This window comes from Modestobacter marinus (assembly GCF_019799945.1).
In the GTDB taxonomy this organism is placed as follows: domain Bacteria; phylum Actinomycetota; class Actinomycetes; order Mycobacteriales; family Geodermatophilaceae; genus Modestobacter; species Modestobacter marinus_B.
This window is the reverse complement of record NZ_JABGCH010000008.1, coordinates 146,385-163,751: the sequence shown is the minus strand read 5'-3', so window position 1 is coordinate 163,751 and position 17,367 is coordinate 146,385. Positions and strand designations below refer to the sequence as shown.

Here is a 17,367-nt window from a genome sequence, read left to right as displayed (position 1 = left end):
ATGGCGGCCGTCGCCACCACCCAGCCGCACCAGCGCCTCGGCGAGGTCGTCCACCGCTACCTCGACGCCCTGGACCCCGACGGGCCGGAGCCGGACCCGACCGAGGGCCGGCGGCTGGTCATCGCCCAGCACGCCGACGGCAGCATCACCGGCCGGTTCGACCTGGACGCCGTCGGCGGGGAGAAGGTGCAGGCGGCGCTGGAGTCCATCGTGCAGGCATCGAGGCCGAAGGGCGACCTCCGGACCAGGGCGCAGCAGCAGGCCGACGCGCTGGTGCAGCTCGCCGACAACGCCCTCGCCTCGGGTGGGCTGCCGTTCCTGCGCCGGGTCAAGCCGCACGTGGTGCTCACCATCGGCGTCGAGGACCTGGCCGACCCGGGCCGGAACCCCGGGGCGGCGGAGACCGGGTTCGGCGCCACCCTGTCCGCCGCCCGCGCCCGGTGGGTCGCGTGCGATGCGACGCTGACCCGGATGGTGCTCAACCCCGACGGGCTGCCGCTGGACGTCGGGCGGGAGCTGCGCATCGTGCCGCCGCACCTGCGCAGGGCGGTGGAGCGGCGGGACCGGCACTGCGTGTTCGCCGGCTGCGGAGCGCCCACGCACTGGTGCGACGTCCATCACCTGCTGGAGTGGATCAACGGCGGCGAGACCAGCCTGGACAACAGCGCGTTGCTGTGTGAGCGGCACCACACGAAGGTCCACCACGGGTTCCGGGTCGACCGCGACGACGCCGCACCACCGGGCAGCCGATGGCGCACCTACCGCCCCGACGGCACCGAGATCCTCATCCACCCCCGGATGTGAGGGCCGACGCCCGCGCTGGCGTCCTGCGCCATGACCAGCAGCTCGTGCCCGAACTGCGGACACGTGTGGAACCTCCACCCCGGGGCGTCGATCTGGGTCCACGCCTGCGCTGTCTGCATCGCCGAGGAGGACGAGGGCGCCCGGGACGGGAACGACATGTGTTTCCACGTACCGCCGGGCCCCAGCGCGAGCCGGCGGGCCGTGTCCTGGTCGCTTCGTACGAACGTCGGCCTCTGAGGGGTGATGGTGTGTCCGTCGAGGACCGTCATGGCCAACGGTGGGCATTCATCCGGCCTGCTGGGGCGACACGCTCGCAGGTCGAGCGCCTGCTGGCACAAGTCCAGGAGGCCCTGCGGGTCGCGGCCGCGGTCGCCTTCCGGGACGCGTACCGGCCGCTTGAGAAGTGATCGGGCGCCGTGTCTGTCCGCCCGGGCCGCGCGCCTGGACTCGCTGGCGACGGCGGGCGCAGCCTGGTATCAGCTGGTCGGAGGTTCCCGCCCCGCTGTTCGTCGCGGCGCTCATTGCCACGCCGGGGTCGGGCGGCCGTGTTGACGTGATGAAGGGCTGATCTGCGACAGGAGCCGGTGGTCACGGTTGTGGCAGGGTGCCGCCGTGCCGCCGCCCACTCTCTCTCCACCACCGACGACCACGCCGGCGGCTGGCCGTTTCGCATCGTTTCCGGGTACGTGCTGCGGTGAGGTTCCTCGACGCGGACGCCGTCGCCGCGCTCGGCCCGGTCGCGGCCGTCCGGGCGATCACCGACGCGCTCCGTGGCGGGCTCGACCCCGCCACCGACCCGCCCCGGACGACGGTCGGCCTCTCGCAGGGCCAGTTCCTCCTCATGCCCTCGGAGACGGCGGCCGCGGCCGGCGTGAAGGTCGCCACGGTCGCCCCGGGCAACCCCGCCCGCGGCCTGCCCCGCATCCAGGCCACCTACCTGCTGTTCGACCGGGAGTCTCTCGCGCTGCACGCCGTCCTCGACGGCACGGCGCTCACCACGCTGCGCACGCCCGCGGTCTCGGTTGCCGCCGTCCTCCCGCGGCTGCCGGACCGGCCACTGCACGTGGCGGCGATCGGCGCCGGACCCCAGGCGGTCGGGCACGTCGCCACGCTGGCCGCCGTCCGGCCGCTGGCCGGCGTCACCCACCTGGTCCGCGATCCGGAGCGGGCCCCGCTCGACGCGCTCCGGCTCGGGTCCGCGGCGGCCGAGGAGGCGCTGCGACACGCCGACGTCGTCGTCTGCGCCACCTCGGCACGCACACCGCTCTTCGACTCGGCCCTGCTGCGCGACGACGTCGTGGTCGTCGCGGTCGGCTCGCACGAGCCCGACGCCCGTGAGCTCGATGCAGCTCTGCTGGGCCGGGCCGGTGTCGTGGTGGAAGACGTCGCCACAGCACTGCGCGAGGGCGGGGACGTGGTGCTCGCGATCGCCGAGGGCGCACTCAGTGCCGCTGACCTCGTGCCGCTGCGCGACGTCGTGACTGGTGAGGCCACCGTGCCCGGCGACCGGCCGCTGGTGTTCAAGAGCGTCGGCATGTCGTGGCAGGACCTGGTCGTGGCCGAGGCGGTCCTCAGCGCGAGCGCCGGAGACGCTGCCTCGTAAGCTGGTCTCCCGTGAGCTTGACCATCGGGATCGTCGGCCTGCCCAACGTCGGGAAGTCGACCCTCTTCAACGCCCTGACCAAGAACGACGTGCTCGCGGCGAACTACCCGTTCGCGACCATCGAGCCCAACGTCGGCGTGGTCGGCGTCCCCGACCCGCGGCTCGGGAGGCTGGCCGAGCTGTTCGGCTCCCAGAAGATCGTCCCGGCGACGGTGTCCTTCGTCGACATCGCCGGCATCGTGCGCGGCGCCAGCGAGGGGCAGGGACTGGGCAACAAGTTCCTGGCCAACATCCGCGAGAGCGACGCGATCTGCCAGGTGATCCGCGTCTTCACCAACCCCGACGTCGTGCACGTCGAGGGCAAGGTGGACCCCGAGGACGACATCGAGACGATCAACACCGAGCTCGTCCTGGCCGACATGCAGACCCTGGATAAGGCAATCCCACGGCTGGAGAAAGAGTCGCGCAAGGACAAGGACCGCAAGGCCCTGCTCGACGCCGCCATTGCCGCGCAGGCCGTGCTCAACGAGGGCACCACGCTCTTCGCCGCCGGCGTCGACCCCGAGCCGCTGCGCGAGCTGACCCTGCTCACCACCAAGCCGTTCATCTACGTCTTCAACGTCGACGCCGACGAGCTGGCCAACGAGGAGATGCTGGACGAGCTGCGGGCGCTGGTCGCGCCGGCCGAAGCCATCTTTCTCGACGCGCAGACCGAGTCCGAGCTGATCGAGCTGCCCGCCGAGGAGGCCGCCGAGCTGCTCGAGTCGATCGGGCAGAGCGAGCCGGGCCTGGACCAGCTCGCCTCCGTCGGTTTCCGCACGCTCGGGCTGCAGACCTACCTGACCGCCGGACCGAAGGAGGCCCGCGCTTGGACGATCCGCCAGGGCGCCACCGCCCCCGAGGCCGCCGGAGTCATCCACACCGACTTCCAGCGCGGCTTCATCAAGGCCGAGGTCGTCGGCTTCGACCAACTCATGGAGGCCGGGTCGATGGCCGAGGCGAAGTCCCGCGGCTGGGTGCGGATCGAGGGCAAGGACTACGTCATGGCCGACGGCGACGTCGTGGAGTTCCGCTTCAACGTGTGACTGACTGGTCGTCTTTGATCGAGGGGTCGTTGAGGAGTTCGAGTCCGCATGTGATTGGTGTTCCTGAGGCCGAGGACCGACTACCCACCCGGGTACCCGGAGCAGGTGCGCGCACGCGGACTCAAGAAGGTGCCTCTTCCACCAGTATGTCGTCAGGCGCGTTGGCGAGCTCTACCGACCTCTTTCCTTCCCATTCTTGGACCCGCTGGTACTCGCTTCTCAGTTGTCGGTAGCAGGCTCCGACTTCACCGGGGGCGCTCAGGTCGTCGTTGAGGACCCGAAGGGTCTCGACTTGCAGGACAGGGGCTCCGATAATCACATTGCCGGCATCGAGTGTCTCCGCGCTACCGTCCCTGATCAAGGACACGCCTAGTCGGTACAAGTGCGTTCCGGTGATCTCCTGGGGGTTGGGGATCTGCATGGAGAACTCAAACCGGTCGGCTTGTGCCGGTTCGACGTCCTGGGCCACATCTACTCCAATCAGCTGACCCGGATCCGGATCCAACGGCAGAGGTACGTCGTAGGTTCTGCTGACTTCCAGAGCGCCCCCGGCTTCGCAGACGGGAAAGAAGGCGTGGTCGAGGACCTCCAATCGGGCGCCGGTCACGACGGACACTTGGTCGCCGACGTTTCGGAGCGCCACCTGCACCTTCGGTGGTACGAGCTCGTACTCGCCGTCTCCCTCATCGTCAACGGCTTCGCCCTCTTCGACCGTGAGTCCCACGACCTCAAGATCGGTCGTCGGTCGGCTCAGCCACCATGTCAAGACAGAACCGAAGATCGCCAAGACCACTGGGATGAGGATGGCGATCACCAGCTTCTCAGGTGTCAGCCAGTGCGACGTGGACTTGCCTGGCTCGTGTCGTCGAGTGGTCATGGGCACCTCCACGGCTCGACTCGTCCAGAGGTATGGCGCCGCCCTCACGGCTGCCACGCGGTCATTACGCGCGCTCGGACGGACATACCAGCCTGCGCGTCACCAGAGCGTCACGAGTCCGTCAGCGAAGGGGCATCGATCCTCATCGACACCCGCGGCAGGTGTGGCGGCATGATGGGTGTGGGCCCCATTCTTGAGGAACCGAGCGTTCCCCAATCTGTCGGTGCCCAGCTCGGTCGCACGACCGCCCTCTGCATGTCCGGGACGCGCTTGAGCAGGAGATGAACCAAAGCTGGTCGTGTCACCGGCACAACGGCGTCAACATGATCATCGTGGACACGGAAGTTTCTGGCTGACTCTCTGGTTGCCTGCTGTCGTTCGAGTGGCCGGAGTCCTACCGGGCATAAAGTCGGTGGGACGCGCTGCATCAACCCCAACTGGGTTCCAGAGTCGATGGCTGCTGCGCAGAGCACGGTGGGCGCGTATCCGCGCGTCGCGGTCGCGGGTGGGCACGGCGGTGAAGGCTGCGTCGGCCTCCCGGTGGTTCACCGCGTAGCCCTGCCACCTCGTCGAGCCGGCCGCCCAGCCGGGGGCTCGTCCATGAGTACCTCCTGACGGCCCAGCCGAGCCGGCTCGGTCGCACTCTCTGGAGAGGACGGCCGCATGACCACTCAGGAGCCTCCGCGCTCACGACCGTGGGCACCGCCGGCTGTCAACCAGTCGACGCCATGCTCGGCCCGCTCCTGGCCCGCGTCGGCACGGTCCATGGGGCTTCCCAGCCGCGGCATCGAGCGCGCACTGCGGGCACGGTCGACGACGGCGGCAAGGGAGTCGTCATGCGCGGTATGAGGCGACGGTCCATGGTGCAGGCCACCGCCTGCACGGGCGTGGCCGCGGTCCTGGGGAACGCCTTCGTCGGCAGGGCAGCGATGGACTGGTTCCGAGACCTCACCGCTCCACGCTGGCAGTTTCCGCTGGCTGCCTTCCTGGTCGTGGGTGCGTTCGACTACTTGTTCATCGGTTACGTGCTGGCACGGAGCATCGACCGTCGCGACGCCGGGAGCACTGCATGGAGCCTGCCGGTGCTCGTCGGTAACGAGGCCTGGAACGTCGCGGCTTCGGCAGCGGGAGCGCTCGTGCCGGGTTTGTCGGCCTGTGCGCCTTCGTCGTTCCCCTCGTGGCGCTCCGGCGATCGGTAGCGGGGGACGCACGCTCGCGCCGCACCCTGGCCCCGTACACGGCCTACGTCCTGCTCTACGACCTGCCGTGGATCTACCGGCTGTGGCAGCTGAACCCGACACGTGTGCCGACGAGCCCACCCGCCATCAGCAGCTGACGACCTCCGCGGACGACCGCAGGCCCCGCCGCGGGGAGCGGGCGGGGCCTGCGTCGTGCTGGCGTCAGAGGCTGCCCTGGCGCATCTCCTCCAGCAGGTGCTCGGCCTGGCGGATCGCCAGCGCGACGATGGTCAGCGTCGGGTTGGCCGCCGCACCGGTGGTCATGACCGAGCCGTCGCTGACGTACAGGTTGGTCACGTCGTGCGCTCGTCCCCAGCGGTCGACCACACCGTCGGCGGGGTCGGCGCTCATCCGGCAGGTGCCCAGGTTGTGCGTCGCCGGGTACGGCGGCGTGTGGTGGACGCCGAGCGCCCCGACGGCCCCGTACAACTGGTCCGCCGCGTCGTACGCGTACGTGCGCATGGCGACGTCGTTGGGGTGGTCGTCGAAGTGCACGTTCGGCACCGGCAGGCCGTGCTGGTCCTTCACGTCGGTGTTGAGCGTGACCCGGTTGCTCGGCTGAGGCATGTCCTCTCCGACGATCCACATCCCGGCGAGGTGGTCGTAGGAGTCCATCCAGCTGGTGAACTCACGACCCCAGCCGCCCGGCTCCAGGAAGCTGGCCATGAAGGCGGGCCCCAGCGACAGGGTCTCCATGTAGAACCCGCCGGCGAAGCCGCGCGAGGTGTCGTGCTTGGCCTCGTCGGCGACGATCCCGGCCATGGTCTCGCCCCGGTACATCCGCACCGGCCGCTCGAACCTCGCGTACGCCGACCCGGTCAGGTGGCGCATGTAGTTGCGGCCCACCTGCCCCGAGGAGTTGGCCAGGCCGTCGGGGTGCTGCCCCGAGGCGCTCATCAGCAGCAGCCGGGGGGTCTCGATCGAGTTGCCGGCCACGCAGACCACCCGTGCCGCCTGCCGCTGCAGCGCGCCGTTCGCGTCCAGGTACTCGACCGCATCGACCTTGCCGGTGGCGTCGTGGGTGATCCGGACCGCCTGGCAGTTGGGCCGGAGGTCCAGTTTGCCGGTCTCCAGCGCGCGCGGGATCTCGCGCACCAGGGTCGACCACTTGGACCCGTTCTTGTCGCCCTGGAAGTTGAACCCGTCCTGGATGCTGGCGGGCCGGCCGTCGTAGGGCGTCGCGTTGGTCCCGTACGGGCCGGTGGCGTAGTACCGGTAGCCGATCTTCTCGGCGCCGTTGGCGAACACGATGTAGTTGTTGTTGGCCGGCAACGGCGGGCGGCCGTGCCGATGGGTCGAGCCCATCGCCTGCTCGGCCCGGTCGTAGTAGGGAGCCAGGTCCTCCAGCGTGATCGGCCAGTCGAGCAGGCTCGCGCCGTCCACCTGGCCGTAGGTGGTGCGGGCCTTGAACTCGTGCGTCATGAACCGGGGCGTCGCACCCGACCAGTGCGTCGTCGACCCGCCGACGGCCTTGACGATCCACGCCGGCAGGTTGGGGAAGTCGCGGGCAATCCGCCAGCTCCCCGAGGTGGTCCGCATGTCCAGCCAGGCCATCTGGCCGAACGCCTCCCACTCGTCGTTCACCCAGTCGTCCTGCGTGAGGTACGGGCCCGCCTCCAGGACGACGCACGTCGCGCCCTGCCGGGTCAGCTCGTAGGCCAGGGTCCCGCCGCCGGCCCCCGAGCCGATGATCACCACCACCGGCTCGGACTGCTCGACCGGTGACCCGTGCCGGGCGACCTCGTCGACCGCGGTCATCGGGCCGTCTCCTGCGACTGGGACTCGACGAGCTCGACCCGGGGCTCACCGGGGTACTCCTCGATCCGGGGATGCGGGAGCCAGTCCAGGTCGTCGAACCCGCGGTCGATGTAGCCGCCCAAGGCGTAGGAGGGGCCCTCGTAGCCGACCAGCTCCCAGACGTCTGCGTTGTCGTAGAGCACCACCGCGGCGGTGCTGCGGATGCGGCGGAAGAAGTACTCGTCGGCGCGGTCGCGCAGCAGCGCCTCGGCGGCGGCGTCGTCCAGCGCGAGGAAGTCCCCGCCGGCCGCGCGGTCGAGGCCGGCCAGGCCCTGGGTCAGTGCCCGGTCGTCGGCGGCGTTGGAGTGGGCGGCGTCCTCGACGGCTGCGGCGGTGCGCTCGTAAGGCCCGTCCGGGAAGCGCTCGTGCGGATAGGCGACGCGCAGCAGGCGGACCAGCACCCGGCGGGCGCGGCCGGAGTCGGTGAGCTGCGCCCCGCCCTCCGGTGGTCCCTCGGTCTGCGCGCTGGTGTCGACCTGCAGGTCGGTGGGTTCCTGCTCGGACTGGTGCTGGGCGGTCTCCTGGGTCACAGAGGCTCCTGCTCGCGACGACGTTGTCGAGTGGTGTGCGTCACAGTAGGGCGCAGCCGACCCGCTGCCAACGCCGTGAGCTGCAGTTGACGCTGGCCGGGCGGCTGTCCAGCATGACGCCGTCGCAGCCGATCACGGAGAGGTCAACTCGTGTACTTCATCGTCGTCAAGTTCCAGACCAAGCCGGAGTGGACCGACCGCTGGATGGACCTCGTCCGCGACTACACCGCGGCGACCCGGGCCGAGCCGGGCAACCTGTGGTTCGAGTGGTCCCGCAGCCTGGAGGACGAGCACACGTTCGTGCTGGTCGAGGGCTTTACCGACGACGGCGCAGGCCCGCACGTGAACAGCGAGCACTTCGCCCAGGCGATGAAGGACCTGCCGCAGGCCCTCGCGTCCACCCCGAAGATCGTCAGCCGCCAGGTCGACGGGAACGGCTGGGAAACCATGGGCGAGCTCAGCGTCGACTGAGGGCCCACGAGGTCGCCCGGGCGCCGGCGGGTGCAGACTCGGGCGGTGCAGACCCGGAAGCTCGTGCTGATCCGCCACGCCCAGGCCGCCGACGGCCCGGTCGACATCGACCGGCCGTTGACAGAGCAGGGCCTGCGGCAGGCCGCGGCGATCGGACCCTGGCTGGAGCGCAACGGGCTGGTGCCCGGCGCCGTGCTCGTGTCCCCGGCCCGGCGGGCGCAGCAGACCTGGGACCGGGCGGCCGCTCCGCTGGAACCGGCACCGACGCCGACCGTCGACGCGCGGGTCCTCGACAACACCGTCGAGGCGGTGCTCGCGGCCGTCCGGGAGACGCCGGAGGAGGTGGAGACCCTGGCCGTCGTCGGGCACAACCCCGCGGTGCGGGAGCTCGTCGAGTTCCTCGACGACGGCCAGGGCGATCCGGCGGCCCGGCGCACGCTGGACACGAGCTTCCCGACCTGCGGGGTCGCGGTGCTCGACCTCGCCACGCCGTTCGCCGACGTCGCCCCGGGTGCGGCGACGCTCAGCGTCTTCGCGGTGCCGGGCGACTGACGTCCGGCCGCCCGGCACGGCGCGCCCGTGACGGGGCCCCGGCGAGGTGATGACCTCTTGTGAGCTCAGCGCCCGGACCTGGCACGCCGCGGTGGAGATCGCCCACCGCCACGGGTGGGCGTGAGCCTCGCCGGGCGGTCGAGGTGCTGGTCAGCTCCGGCCCGGACCGCCAGGATGGTGATCTCCGCCGGCCCACCACCCCGGGAGCGCCACCGTGACCGTCCCCCCGTACCAGCAGCCGGCCGCGATGGTCGTGCCGGCCTTCTTCGTGTCCCAGCGGATCACGATGATGATCAACCGGTACGAGGTCCGGGCGGCGAACCCCGACGGGTCGGAGGGGCAGCTGCTGGCCCTCGCCGAGCAGAAGCGGATGAAGCTCAAGGAGGAGGTGGTCTTCTTCTCCGACGAGTCCAAGAACCGGCCGGTGTTCTCCTTCAAGGCCCGTCAGCGGCTCGACGTGCACGCGCAGCACGACGTGTACGACGAGCAGGGCATGGTCCTGGGCACGTTCAGCAAGGACTTCGGCGCGAGCCTGATCCGGTCCACCTGGCACCTGTCGGCCCCGGGGCTGGAGGCGGTCGGGCGGGAGCGGCGGCCGGTCATCGCGGTCCTGCGCCGGGTCTGGGACTTCCTGCCCTACATCGGTGACGTCTGGGTGCCTTTCGTCTTCCACTTCGACTTCGTCGACACGGCCACCGGTCAGACGGTGCTGGTCAGCGAGCGGAAGAAGGCCATCCGGGACCGCTACACGGTCACCGTGCCCGACCCGCGGCTGGACTTCCGCGTCGCCGCGTCGATGGCCGTGGCCCTGGACGCGCTGCAGAGCCGCTGAGGCCGGACCTCAGACGTACTTGTCCTCCAGCTCGGCGAAGAACTCCTTGGCCAGCGCGACGAAGTCGGCCTCGCGCAGGGCGATCTCGTCACCGATCCGGTGGCCGAGCACCGAGGACTGGTGGCACAGCCGGATCTGCTTGTCGGCGAGCAGCGTGGTGCCGTGCATCAGCGAGCTGGCGAGGACCCGCACCTCGTTGAGCGCGTTCCCGTCCATGCCCTCGATGCCGCGCCCGCGGTGGACGAACCAGCTCTCCAGCACCAGGACCAGGTCGTTGAAGTAGACGGGCTCGAACTCGTGCACGGCGTGCGGCGCCTGGGCCTCGGCGACGAGCTTCCGGAAGGCCTCGACCCTGGCCTCGACCGCCGCCCGCCGGCCATCGATGTAGTCCTGGCTGTACGTGCTCGTGCTCAACACGGGGAGACGCTCCCTTGCGCCGGTGGTACCGGGCTCCGGTGTTGACCCGGTCTGTCAGCTTGACACGTCCGGCCGCCCGGCGGAACGCCCCCACCGGAACGCGCTGGTCAGCAGCCGCCCCCTGATGCCGTGATCACAGCGGGGAAGCGGATCGGGCGATGTCGCGTTGCTCCGGGCAACCGACTGGAAAGGCCTGTTCCATGCTCATCCCGCTGTCCGTCCTCGACCTCGCCCCGATCCCCCGCGGGGAGACCGCGAGCAGCAGCATCGCGGCCAGCGTCGCCCTCGCCCAGCGCGCGGAGCAGCACGGCTACCGGCGGGTCTGGTACGCCGAGCACCACAACATGCCGACGATCGCCTCCTCGGCCACCAGCGTGCTGATCGCGCACGTCGGCGCGCAGACCAGCACCATCCGGCTCGGCGCCGGCGGGGTGATGCTGCCGAACCACTCGCCGCTGACCATCGCCGAGCAGTTCGGCACCCTCGACGCGATGTACCCCGGACGGATCGACCTCGGTCTGGGTCGAGCCCCGGGGTCCGACCAGGCCACCATGTACGCGCTGCGCCGCGACCCGAACTCGGCCGACACGTTCCCGCAGGACGTCGTGGAGCTTCAGGGCTACCTCACCGGGGAGTCGCGGGTGCCGGGCGTCGACGCCGTCCCCGGCAAGGGCTCGAACGTGCCGCTCTACGTCCTCGGCTCCTCGCTGTTCGGCGCCCGCCTGGCGGCCGCGCTCGGCCTGCCCTACGCCTTCGCCTCCCACTTCGCGCCGCAGGCGCTGGAGGCGGCGGTCAGCACCTACCGCCGGGAGTTCCGCCCGTCGGCGCAGCTGGCCGAGCCGCACGTGATCGCCGGGGTGAACGTGGTCGCCGCGGACACCGAGGACGACGCCCGGCAGGCGCTGGCGGCGGTCCGGCGCGGCCTCGCCGTCGGGCTGTTCGGCCGTGGCGGCTCGTTCACCGACGAGGAGGCGGACCTGCTGCTCGACCAGGGCGCCGGCCATCACGTGAGCACGATGCTCACCCACACCGCGATCGGCACCGGGGACCAGGTCCGCGACTTCCTCCTCCGCTTCCAGAAGCGGGCCGACGCCGACGAGCTGATCGTCGCCTTCCAGTCGCCGACGCCCGAGGGCCGGTTGCGCGCGGTGGAGCTCACCGCCCAGGCGATGGAGTCCGTCCCCGCGTAGTCCCGCTCAGGCGCTGGGCCGGGCGGCGCCGATGAAGCCGCTCCAGCGCATCGAGGACACCCGGACAGCCGAGCCGCTCTGCGGGGCCTCGAGGACCTGGCCGTCGCCGAGGTAGAGGGCGACGTGGTGGATGGTCGACGGGCTGCTGGTGTCCGTCGCCCAGAACACCAGGTCACCGCGCTGCAGATCGGCCCGCGACACCTTCGGCAGCGCCCCGTACTGGGCGCTGGAGTTGCGGGGCAGGCTGATCCCCGCCTGGGCGTAGGCGTACCGGGTCAGCCCGGAGCAGTCGAAGCCGACGATCCCCGCGTCGACGCCCCAGCCCATGCTCGGGCCGCTCAGCGAGCCGCCGCCCCAGGCGTAGGTGGTGCCCAGCCAGCGCCGCGCGGACGCGATCGCCGTCTCCACGGCCGAGCCGTCGGCGGTGCCCGCGGTGGGGGCCGGGCTGCCGGCGGCCAGTGCACGCGTGACCGGCGCGGCGGCGGACGACGAGGCAGTCGGTCGTGGTGCGGGCCGGGCGGCCGCGGCGGCCCGCTGCGCGGCGGCGGCCTGCTCGGCGGCGTACTGGCGGGCGGCGGCCCGGGCCCCCTCCAGGCCGAGCAGCGCCTGCTGGGCCTGCTGGAGCTGCGCTTCGACGGTGGCCTGCTGGGTCGCGAGGTCCACGGCCTGGGCCCGCGCTGAGACCTCGAGCTGCTCGGCGGCGGCCAGCGCCTGCGCGGCCTCGTCCTTGAGGGCGGCGGCCGCGTCGAGGGCGGTGCGCGCCTCGGCGTCGGCCGCGGCGGCCAGCTGCTGCGCGGCGGTGACCAGGATGACGACGTCGGACCGGTGGGTGCCCGCGGCGTCGAGGAGGGCGGCCCGCTCCAGCATCTCGGCGGGGCCGTCGGCGGTGGTCAGTGCCTTCAGCCCGGGGGAGGTGCTGCCCTGGATGTAGCTGTGCCGGGCGAAGGTGGCGACGTCGGCGCGGGCGGTGGCCAGGTCGGCGTCGGCCTGCGCGGCGGCGGCGGCCGCGGTGTCGGCGGTGGCCTGCGCGGCCTCGTACTCGGCCTGCTTGCCCTGGAAGGCGTCGAGCGCGATGGCCGAGCGGGCCCGGGCGGCGTCCACCTCGGCCCGGGCGCCGGCCAGCTGCGCCGAGAGGGCGCCGACCTGCTGCGCGGCGGCGTCCTTCTGCTGCTGGGCGGCGCTGATCTGCGCGTCGCTCGGCGCGACCGGCGCCGCGGTGGCCACGGTCGGGGCGACGACCAGGAGGACGGCGGAGGCGGCGACCACCCCGGCGACGCGGCGGACCAGAGGTGCTCCCGACCGTCGGCCCGTGCTGATCTGCGTGCTCACTGATCCGCTCCTCGCGCTCTTCCCGGCCACCCGATCGGGTGACCCGACCCAGTGATCGACGCGCTCGGCGCACTGCTTGAGGGAGGACACGTCTGAGTTGCGCTCAGCACATACCGGTGGCGGCGGGCCCACGGCACGGGACCGCGGTGCCGTCCGCCGTCGGGTGCGATCTCCGGTACCGCTTCGGCCGGAAGCGGACCGTGCCGGGGTCTGCCAATCTGGTCGTTCGTGAGCACGGACGAGCACGCCGCGCTGCCCGATCCCCTGCGGTCCCTCCTGCACGAGCTCCACCTGCTTGCCCCCGACCGGCTGGCCGAGCGGGTCGCCGTGCACGCCGGCGACCTCGGGTTCCGGGAGACCGTGATCTACCTGGTGGACTACGAGCAGCTGCTGCTCCAACCGCTGCGGGGAGAAGGAGTACCGGAGCGTCAGGAGCTCAGCGTCGAGGGGTCGGTGGCCGGTCGCTGCTTCCGGACGGTGCAGTCGGTGCGCACCCCCGCCCCCGCCGGCGGTGAGCGATTGTGGCTGCCGCTCCTCGACGGTGTCGAACGGCTCGGCGTCGTGGAGCTCCTCGTCGAGCGGTGGAGCGACGGGCTGGAGCAGAGCGCCAGGGCCTACGTCTCCCTGATCGCCGAGCTGCTCGTGGTCAACGACGCCTACACGGACATCTTCAGTCGGCTGCGCCGGCGCAGGACACTGAGCCTGGCGGCCGAGATCCAGTGGGAGCTGCTGCCGCCGATGACCTTCGCGACCGACCGGGTCGTCATCTCCGGTGCCCTGGAGCCCGCGTACGACATCGGCGGCGACAGCTTCGACTACGCGGTCAACGGGCCGACCGCGGACGTCCTGGTGCTCGACGCGGTCGGCCACGGGCTGCCCGCGGCGCTGTTGGCCAGCGCGGCGATCGGTGCCTACCGGCACGCCCGCCGTGAGAGGCACGACCTGCCCGACATCGCCGTGGCCGTGAACCGGGTGGTCGCCGAGAACTTCACCGGCAGTCAGTTCGCCACGGCGGCCATCGTCCGGCTGGACCTGGACACCGGGCGGCTGCGCTGGGTCAACGCCGGGCACCCCGAGCCGCTGGTCCTGCGCGAGGGGGCCTTCGTCCGCCCGCCGGCGTGCCGGCCGCACCCGCCGCTGGGCCTGCAGACGAGCAAGCCCGGCGTCTGCGAGATGCAGTTGCACCCCGGCGACCGCGTGCTGATCTACAGCGACGGCATCGTCGAGGCCCGCTCGGTGGCGGGGGAGTTCTTCGGCGAGGAGCGGCTGGCCGACTTCGTCATCCGGGCCGGGGCGGCCGGCGACGCGGCACCGGAGACCCTGCGCCGGCTGATGCGGCACGTGTTGGAGCACCAGGGCGACCAGTTGCAGGACGACGCCAGCATCGTCGTCCTGGAGTGGCTCACCGCGACGTCGCAGCGGCTCTTCCCCTGACCGGGCGGGCCCCGCGCGTTACCTTCCCGGCCATGCCCGCCGACGTCCCCGCCCTGCCCACCGCCGAGCTGCACGTGCACATCGAGGGCACGCTGGAGCCGGAGCTGGCCTTCCGGCTGGCCGAGCGCAACGGGGTGCGGCTGCGGCACGCCGGCCTGGAGGAGCTGCGCCGGGCCTACTCGTTCAACGACCTGCCGTCGTTCCTGGACCTGTACTACGAGCTGACGGCGGTGCTCCTGCAGCCGCGGGACTTCACCGACCTCGCCGATGCCTACCTCGGTACGGCGGCGGCGCAAGGCGTGCGGCACGCCGAGGTCTTCGTCGACCCCCAGGCGCACCTCAGCCGGGGCGTGCCGCTGGAGGTCGTCATGGACGGGCTCGCCGAGGCGTTCCGGACGGCGGAGGAGCGGCACGGCCTCAGCGCCCGGCTGATCGTGTCCTTCCTGCGGGACCGCGACCCGGCGGACGCCGAGGCGCTGGTGCCCCGGCTGCGCCCCTGGCACAACGTGGTGATCGGCGTCGGCCTGGACAGCGCGGAGGTCGGCTTCCCGCCCGAGCCGTTCGCCCGGGCCTACGCGCTCGCCGCCGACGACGGGCTGCACCGGGTGGCACACGCGGGGGAGGAGGGCCCGCCGGCCTACGTGTGGGGGGCGCTGGACCGGCTCGGCGTCGAGCGCGTCGACCACGGCATCCGCAGCCTGGAGGACCCGTCGCTGGTCGCCCGGCTGGCCGAGGAGCAGATCGGGCTGACGGTCTGCCCGCTGTCGAACGTGGCGCTGCACTGCGTCGGCGAGCTCACCGACCACCCGCTGCGCCGGATGCTGCAGGCGGGCCTGCGCGCGACGGTCAACTCCGACGACCCGGCGTACTTCGGCGGCTACCTGCACGACAACACCGCGGCCGTCACCCGGGCACTCGGGCTGACCGCCGACGAGCGCCGGCTGCTGGCCGAGAACAGCTTCCGGGCGAGCTTCCTGCCCGAGCCGGAGCAGGCCCGGCACCTCGCCGCGGTGGCCGCGGCGGCCGGCTGACGTCAGCCGCGGAAGGTCCCGACCGTCACTGGTCGCGGTGCTCGGTGACCAGCCGGCGGGGCGCCCGGCACTCCCAGGCCTCGTCCAGCAGCTCGGCCAGCTCTCCGACCTCGATCGCGTCCAGCCGGACGAGCACCGCCGGGTACCCGTTGAAATGCGCGGTGGTGAAGTAGACGTCGGGGCTGTCGGCGATCAGGGCGTCGCGGGCGCCCACGTCGGGCACCTGGACGGCGAGCACCGGGCCGGTCGGTGCCCGCTCGCCGAGCTCGGCCAGGTCGGCCTTGCGCAGCGGCCGCTCCCACGCGAACGCCTTGTCGCGCACCCGCCAGCTGCGCGCCTGCTCGTAGGTCGGGCGCTCGGTGGTCTCGGGCAGGGCGCGGGCGAGCCGGTCGACGTCGTCCCAGGTGGCCATGGCCGGACCGTACGACCACCGGGCCGTCCTGCCCAGGCCGTGTCGCACGGGGAGAGCCGGCACGCGGGAGACCCACGTGCTGTCGGTGACCGAGGCGCTGGCCCAGTTCAGGGTCGGGTACCCGTTCGTCGACGACGCGATGGCCGCCGAGCTCTCCGCCCGCGGGGGCTGACGCCGGCGGGGACCACGCCGGGCGCGGTATCAGCGGGCTGCAGGCGGTCTCTGGAGGGGGTGATCGAGACGAGTCGGCATTCCCGCGCCGGGCGAGGGCCATCTCACGGCACAGCCGGGCACCCGCGCGGCGTTGCACCTGGTGTGACCTTCCGCTTCCTCGTCCTCGGCGACTCCCTTGCCTTCGGCACCGGCGCCACGCACCCGGAGGACACCCTGGGTGCCCGGCTGACCCGGGAGCTGGAACAGGCGGGGTACGCCGTCGACCTCGACGTGGTCGCCGTGCCCGGGGCCACCTCGCTCGACCTCGCCGCCCAGGTGCGCCGCGCCGGTGCGCGGGACGCCGACGTCGCCCTGCTGGTGATCGGCGCCAACGACCTCACCCGGCAGGTCCCGTCGGCGCGGGCCGCCGCGGCGCTGGGTGCCGCGGTGGGTGAGCTGCGGCAGCGTGGGACCGACGTCCTCGTCGTCCCCACGCCGGACATGAGCTCCGTGGCCTGGGTGCCGCCGGCGTTCCAGAGCGTCGTCGCCGGGCTGTGCGACCAGGCCCGCGCGCTGCAGACCCGCGCCGCGGAGGCGGTCGGGGCCGTGGTCGCCGCGGTGGCCCCCGAGGTCTCGCGCCGCTTCGCCGTCGAGCCGGCGCTGTTCTCCGCCGACCGGTTCCACCCCTCCTCGGCCGGCTACGCGCTGGTCGCCGAGGCTCTGGCGCCGCACCTGCTGGACCTGGTCGCGGGCCGGGAGGACGCGGCGGCCTGACGGCCGGGCCTTCAGCCGACGTCGACGACCAGCGCGCGGTGGTCCGACAGCGGCAGGGAGGGCGCCCACGTCCCGGTCACCGGTCCGAGCTCACCGCGCAGCAGCACGTGGTCCAGCTGCCGGTCGGGGACGTCGACCGGGAAGGTGAGCCCGCCGGCCAGCGGCCGCCACCCGGTCACCCGGGCCGGTGTCGGCGGCGTCATGTTCAGGTCGCCCATGAGCACCAGCGGCCCGGGGAACGTGGCGAGGTCCCGGCGCAGCCGGCGCAGCTGCACCCGGTTCCAGCCGGGCACGAACGACAGGTGCGTGTTCACCACGGTCAGCTCGCCCCGCGGGGTCTCGACCACGCCGATGAGGGCGGCGCGGGGCTCCTCGTCGACCACGATCACCTTCCGCGGGCCGGGCAGCCACATCGGGAAGGTGAAGGGGATGGCCGGCAGGCGGACCACCTGCCAGGAGCGCACCGGGTACCGGGAGAGCAGCGCGATGCCGTACGTCGCCGTCCCCGGCTGCTCCTCACCGGTCGCGGCGGTCCAGGTGGCCCCCGGCGTGCCGGCGATCGCGGCGGCGAAGTGGGAGTCCACCGCGCCCATGGCGGCCGCGGCCACCGCGGTCAGGTCGGCCAGGTGCGAGCGCGGCTGGTCCCGGTCCACCTCCTGGAGGGCCAGGACGTCGGCGTCGAGGTCCTTCACCGCGGTGGCGAACCGGTCGACGTCCACGCGGTCGTCCGCGAGCGAGCGTCCGTGCAGGATGTTGAAGGTCGCGAGGCGCACGCGTGAGCGCTACCCGGCCGGGTAGCCCCACACCCCGAGAACGCCCGCCGAGCCGAGGAGTTCGA

Annotated in this window: 21 protein-coding genes; 14 read left to right on the top strand and 7 right to left on the bottom strand. The window is 72.4% G+C overall.

All coding sequences use genetic code 11. From position 1 onward, the window contains the following. The 4 genes from HK417_RS10185 to ychF all read left to right on the top strand — a co-directional run. Positions 1–804, top strand: an 804-nt coding sequence (locus HK417_RS10185) for an HNH endonuclease signature motif containing protein (protein ID WP_222265987.1), incomplete at its 5' end; no start/stop codon positions are given. Between the two features lie 30 nt (positions 805–834). Continuing rightward, positions 835–1,041, top strand: a complete 207-nt coding sequence (locus tag HK417_RS10180; protein ID WP_222265986.1) for a hypothetical protein — start codon at positions 835–837, stop codon at positions 1,039–1,041. Positions 1,042–1,498: 457 nt separating this feature from the next. After that, positions 1,499–2,407: an ornithine cyclodeaminase family protein gene (locus HK417_RS10175; RefSeq protein ID WP_222265983.1), complete on the top strand. Its 909-nt coding sequence runs from the start codon at positions 1,499–1,501 to the stop codon at positions 2,405–2,407. A gap of 11 nt (positions 2,408–2,418) precedes the next feature. Next, positions 2,419–3,492, top strand: coding sequence for a redox-regulated ATPase YchF (gene ychF / locus HK417_RS10170; protein ID WP_222265981.1), 1,074 nt, complete (start codon positions 2,419–2,421; stop codon positions 3,490–3,492). Between the two features lie 121 nt (positions 3,493–3,613). Here ychF and HK417_RS10165 read toward each other — a convergent pair whose 3' ends face one another. Then, complete coding sequence (locus HK417_RS10165) at positions 3,614–4,369, bottom strand: hypothetical protein (RefSeq protein ID WP_222265979.1); 756 nt, start codon at positions 4,367–4,369, stop codon at positions 3,614–3,616. A gap of 860 nt (positions 4,370–5,229) precedes the next feature. On the opposite strand from HK417_RS10165, the gene HK417_RS10160 reads away from it, so the two are divergent. Together HK417_RS10160 and HK417_RS10155 are read left to right on the top strand one after the other, a co-directional pair. Then, positions 5,230–5,568: a tryptophan-rich sensory protein gene (locus tag HK417_RS10160; RefSeq protein ID WP_222265977.1), complete on the top strand. Its 339-nt coding sequence runs from the start codon at positions 5,230–5,232 to the stop codon at positions 5,566–5,568. Further along, positions 5,547–5,705: a hypothetical protein gene (locus HK417_RS10155; RefSeq protein WP_222265975.1), complete on the top strand. Its 159-nt coding sequence runs from the start codon at positions 5,547–5,549 to the stop codon at positions 5,703–5,705. The genes HK417_RS10160 and HK417_RS10155 overlap by 22 nt, the downstream gene beginning before the upstream one ends. Before the next feature lie 64 nt (positions 5,706–5,769). On the opposite strand, the gene HK417_RS10150 is transcribed toward HK417_RS10155, so the two are convergent. Beyond that, positions 5,770–7,365 (bottom strand): GMC family oxidoreductase, encoded by a 1,596-nt coding sequence (locus HK417_RS10150; RefSeq protein ID WP_222265973.1) that lies wholly within the window; start codon positions 7,363–7,365, stop codon positions 5,770–5,772. Further along, positions 7,362–7,934, bottom strand: a complete 573-nt coding sequence (locus HK417_RS10145) for a hypothetical protein (RefSeq protein ID WP_222265971.1) — start codon at positions 7,932–7,934, stop codon at positions 7,362–7,364. The genes HK417_RS10150 and HK417_RS10145 overlap by 4 nt, the downstream gene beginning before the upstream one ends. 150 nt (positions 7,935–8,084) lie before the next feature. Between HK417_RS10145 and HK417_RS10140 the strand changes: the two genes are divergently transcribed. The 3 genes from HK417_RS10140 (at position 8,085) to HK417_RS10130 (ending at position 9,789) form a co-directional block, all read left to right on the top strand. Beyond that, complete coding sequence (locus tag HK417_RS10140) at positions 8,085–8,405, top strand: putative quinol monooxygenase (protein ID WP_222265969.1); 321 nt, start codon at positions 8,085–8,087, stop codon at positions 8,403–8,405. 45 nt (positions 8,406–8,450) lie between these two features. Continuing rightward, positions 8,451–8,957 (top strand): SixA phosphatase family protein, encoded by a 507-nt coding sequence (locus HK417_RS10135; protein ID WP_222265967.1) that lies wholly within the window; start codon positions 8,451–8,453, stop codon positions 8,955–8,957. Between the two features lie 214 nt (positions 8,958–9,171). Further along, positions 9,172–9,789 carry a hypothetical protein gene (locus tag HK417_RS10130; RefSeq protein ID WP_222265965.1) on the top strand — a complete coding sequence of 206 codons (618 nt, stop codon included), beginning with the start codon at positions 9,172–9,174 and terminating at the stop codon, positions 9,787–9,789. A gap of 9 nt (positions 9,790–9,798) precedes the next feature. On the opposite strand, the gene HK417_RS10125 is transcribed toward HK417_RS10130, so the two are convergent. Beyond that, positions 9,799–10,206, bottom strand: a complete 408-nt coding sequence (locus HK417_RS10125) for a hypothetical protein (RefSeq protein WP_222265963.1) — start codon at positions 10,204–10,206, stop codon at positions 9,799–9,801. A gap of 200 nt (positions 10,207–10,406) precedes the next feature. Between HK417_RS10125 and HK417_RS10120 the strand changes: the two genes are divergently transcribed. Further along, the gene (locus HK417_RS10120) at positions 10,407–11,396 is read left to right on the top strand and encodes an LLM class flavin-dependent oxidoreductase (protein WP_222265961.1); all 990 of its coding nucleotides are present in this window, start codon (positions 10,407–10,409) and stop codon (positions 11,394–11,396) included. A gap of 6 nt (positions 11,397–11,402) precedes the next feature. Here HK417_RS10120 and HK417_RS10115 read toward each other — a convergent pair whose 3' ends face one another. Then, a complete protein-coding gene (locus HK417_RS10115) occupies positions 11,403–12,725 on the bottom strand; it encodes a C40 family peptidase (protein ID WP_308123487.1) in 1,323 nt (440 codons plus the stop codon). A 228-nt stretch (positions 12,726–12,953) separates the two neighbouring features. On the opposite strand from HK417_RS10115, the gene HK417_RS10110 reads away from it, so the two are divergent. Together HK417_RS10110 and HK417_RS10105 are read left to right on the top strand one after the other, a co-directional pair. After that, positions 12,954–14,159, top strand: a complete 1,206-nt coding sequence (locus HK417_RS10110) for a PP2C family protein-serine/threonine phosphatase (RefSeq protein ID WP_222265958.1) — start codon at positions 12,954–12,956, stop codon at positions 14,157–14,159. A 32-nt stretch (positions 14,160–14,191) separates the two neighbouring features. Further along, positions 14,192–15,190, top strand: coding sequence for an adenosine deaminase (locus HK417_RS10105; protein WP_222265956.1), 999 nt, complete (start codon positions 14,192–14,194; stop codon positions 15,188–15,190). A 25-nt stretch (positions 15,191–15,215) separates the two neighbouring features. Here the strand turns inward: HK417_RS10105 and HK417_RS10100 are convergent, their stop codons facing one another. Then, entirely contained in the window at positions 15,216–15,602 is a 387-nt protein-coding gene (locus HK417_RS10100; RefSeq protein ID WP_222265955.1) for an MmcQ/YjbR family DNA-binding protein, read from the bottom strand. On the opposite strand from HK417_RS10100, the gene HK417_RS10095 reads away from it, so the two are divergent. Together HK417_RS10095 and HK417_RS10090 are read left to right on the top strand one after the other, a co-directional pair. After that, the gene (locus HK417_RS10095; protein WP_222265953.1) at positions 15,601–15,774 is read left to right on the top strand and encodes a hypothetical protein; all 174 of its coding nucleotides are present in this window, start codon (positions 15,601–15,603) and stop codon (positions 15,772–15,774) included. The two genes, HK417_RS10100 and HK417_RS10095, sit on opposite strands and share 2 nt — an antisense overlap. A 143-nt stretch (positions 15,775–15,917) precedes the next feature. Further along, complete coding sequence (locus HK417_RS10090) at positions 15,918–16,529, top strand: GDSL-type esterase/lipase family protein (RefSeq protein WP_222265951.1); 612 nt, start codon at positions 15,918–15,920, stop codon at positions 16,527–16,529. An 11-nt stretch (positions 16,530–16,540) separates the two neighbouring features. Here the strand turns inward: HK417_RS10090 and HK417_RS10085 are convergent, their stop codons facing one another. After that, positions 16,541–17,302 carry an endonuclease/exonuclease/phosphatase family protein gene (locus tag HK417_RS10085; protein ID WP_222265949.1) on the bottom strand — a complete coding sequence of 254 codons (762 nt, stop codon included), beginning with the start codon at positions 17,300–17,302 and terminating at the stop codon, positions 16,541–16,543. Between the last annotated feature and the right edge of the window lie 65 nt (positions 17,303–17,367).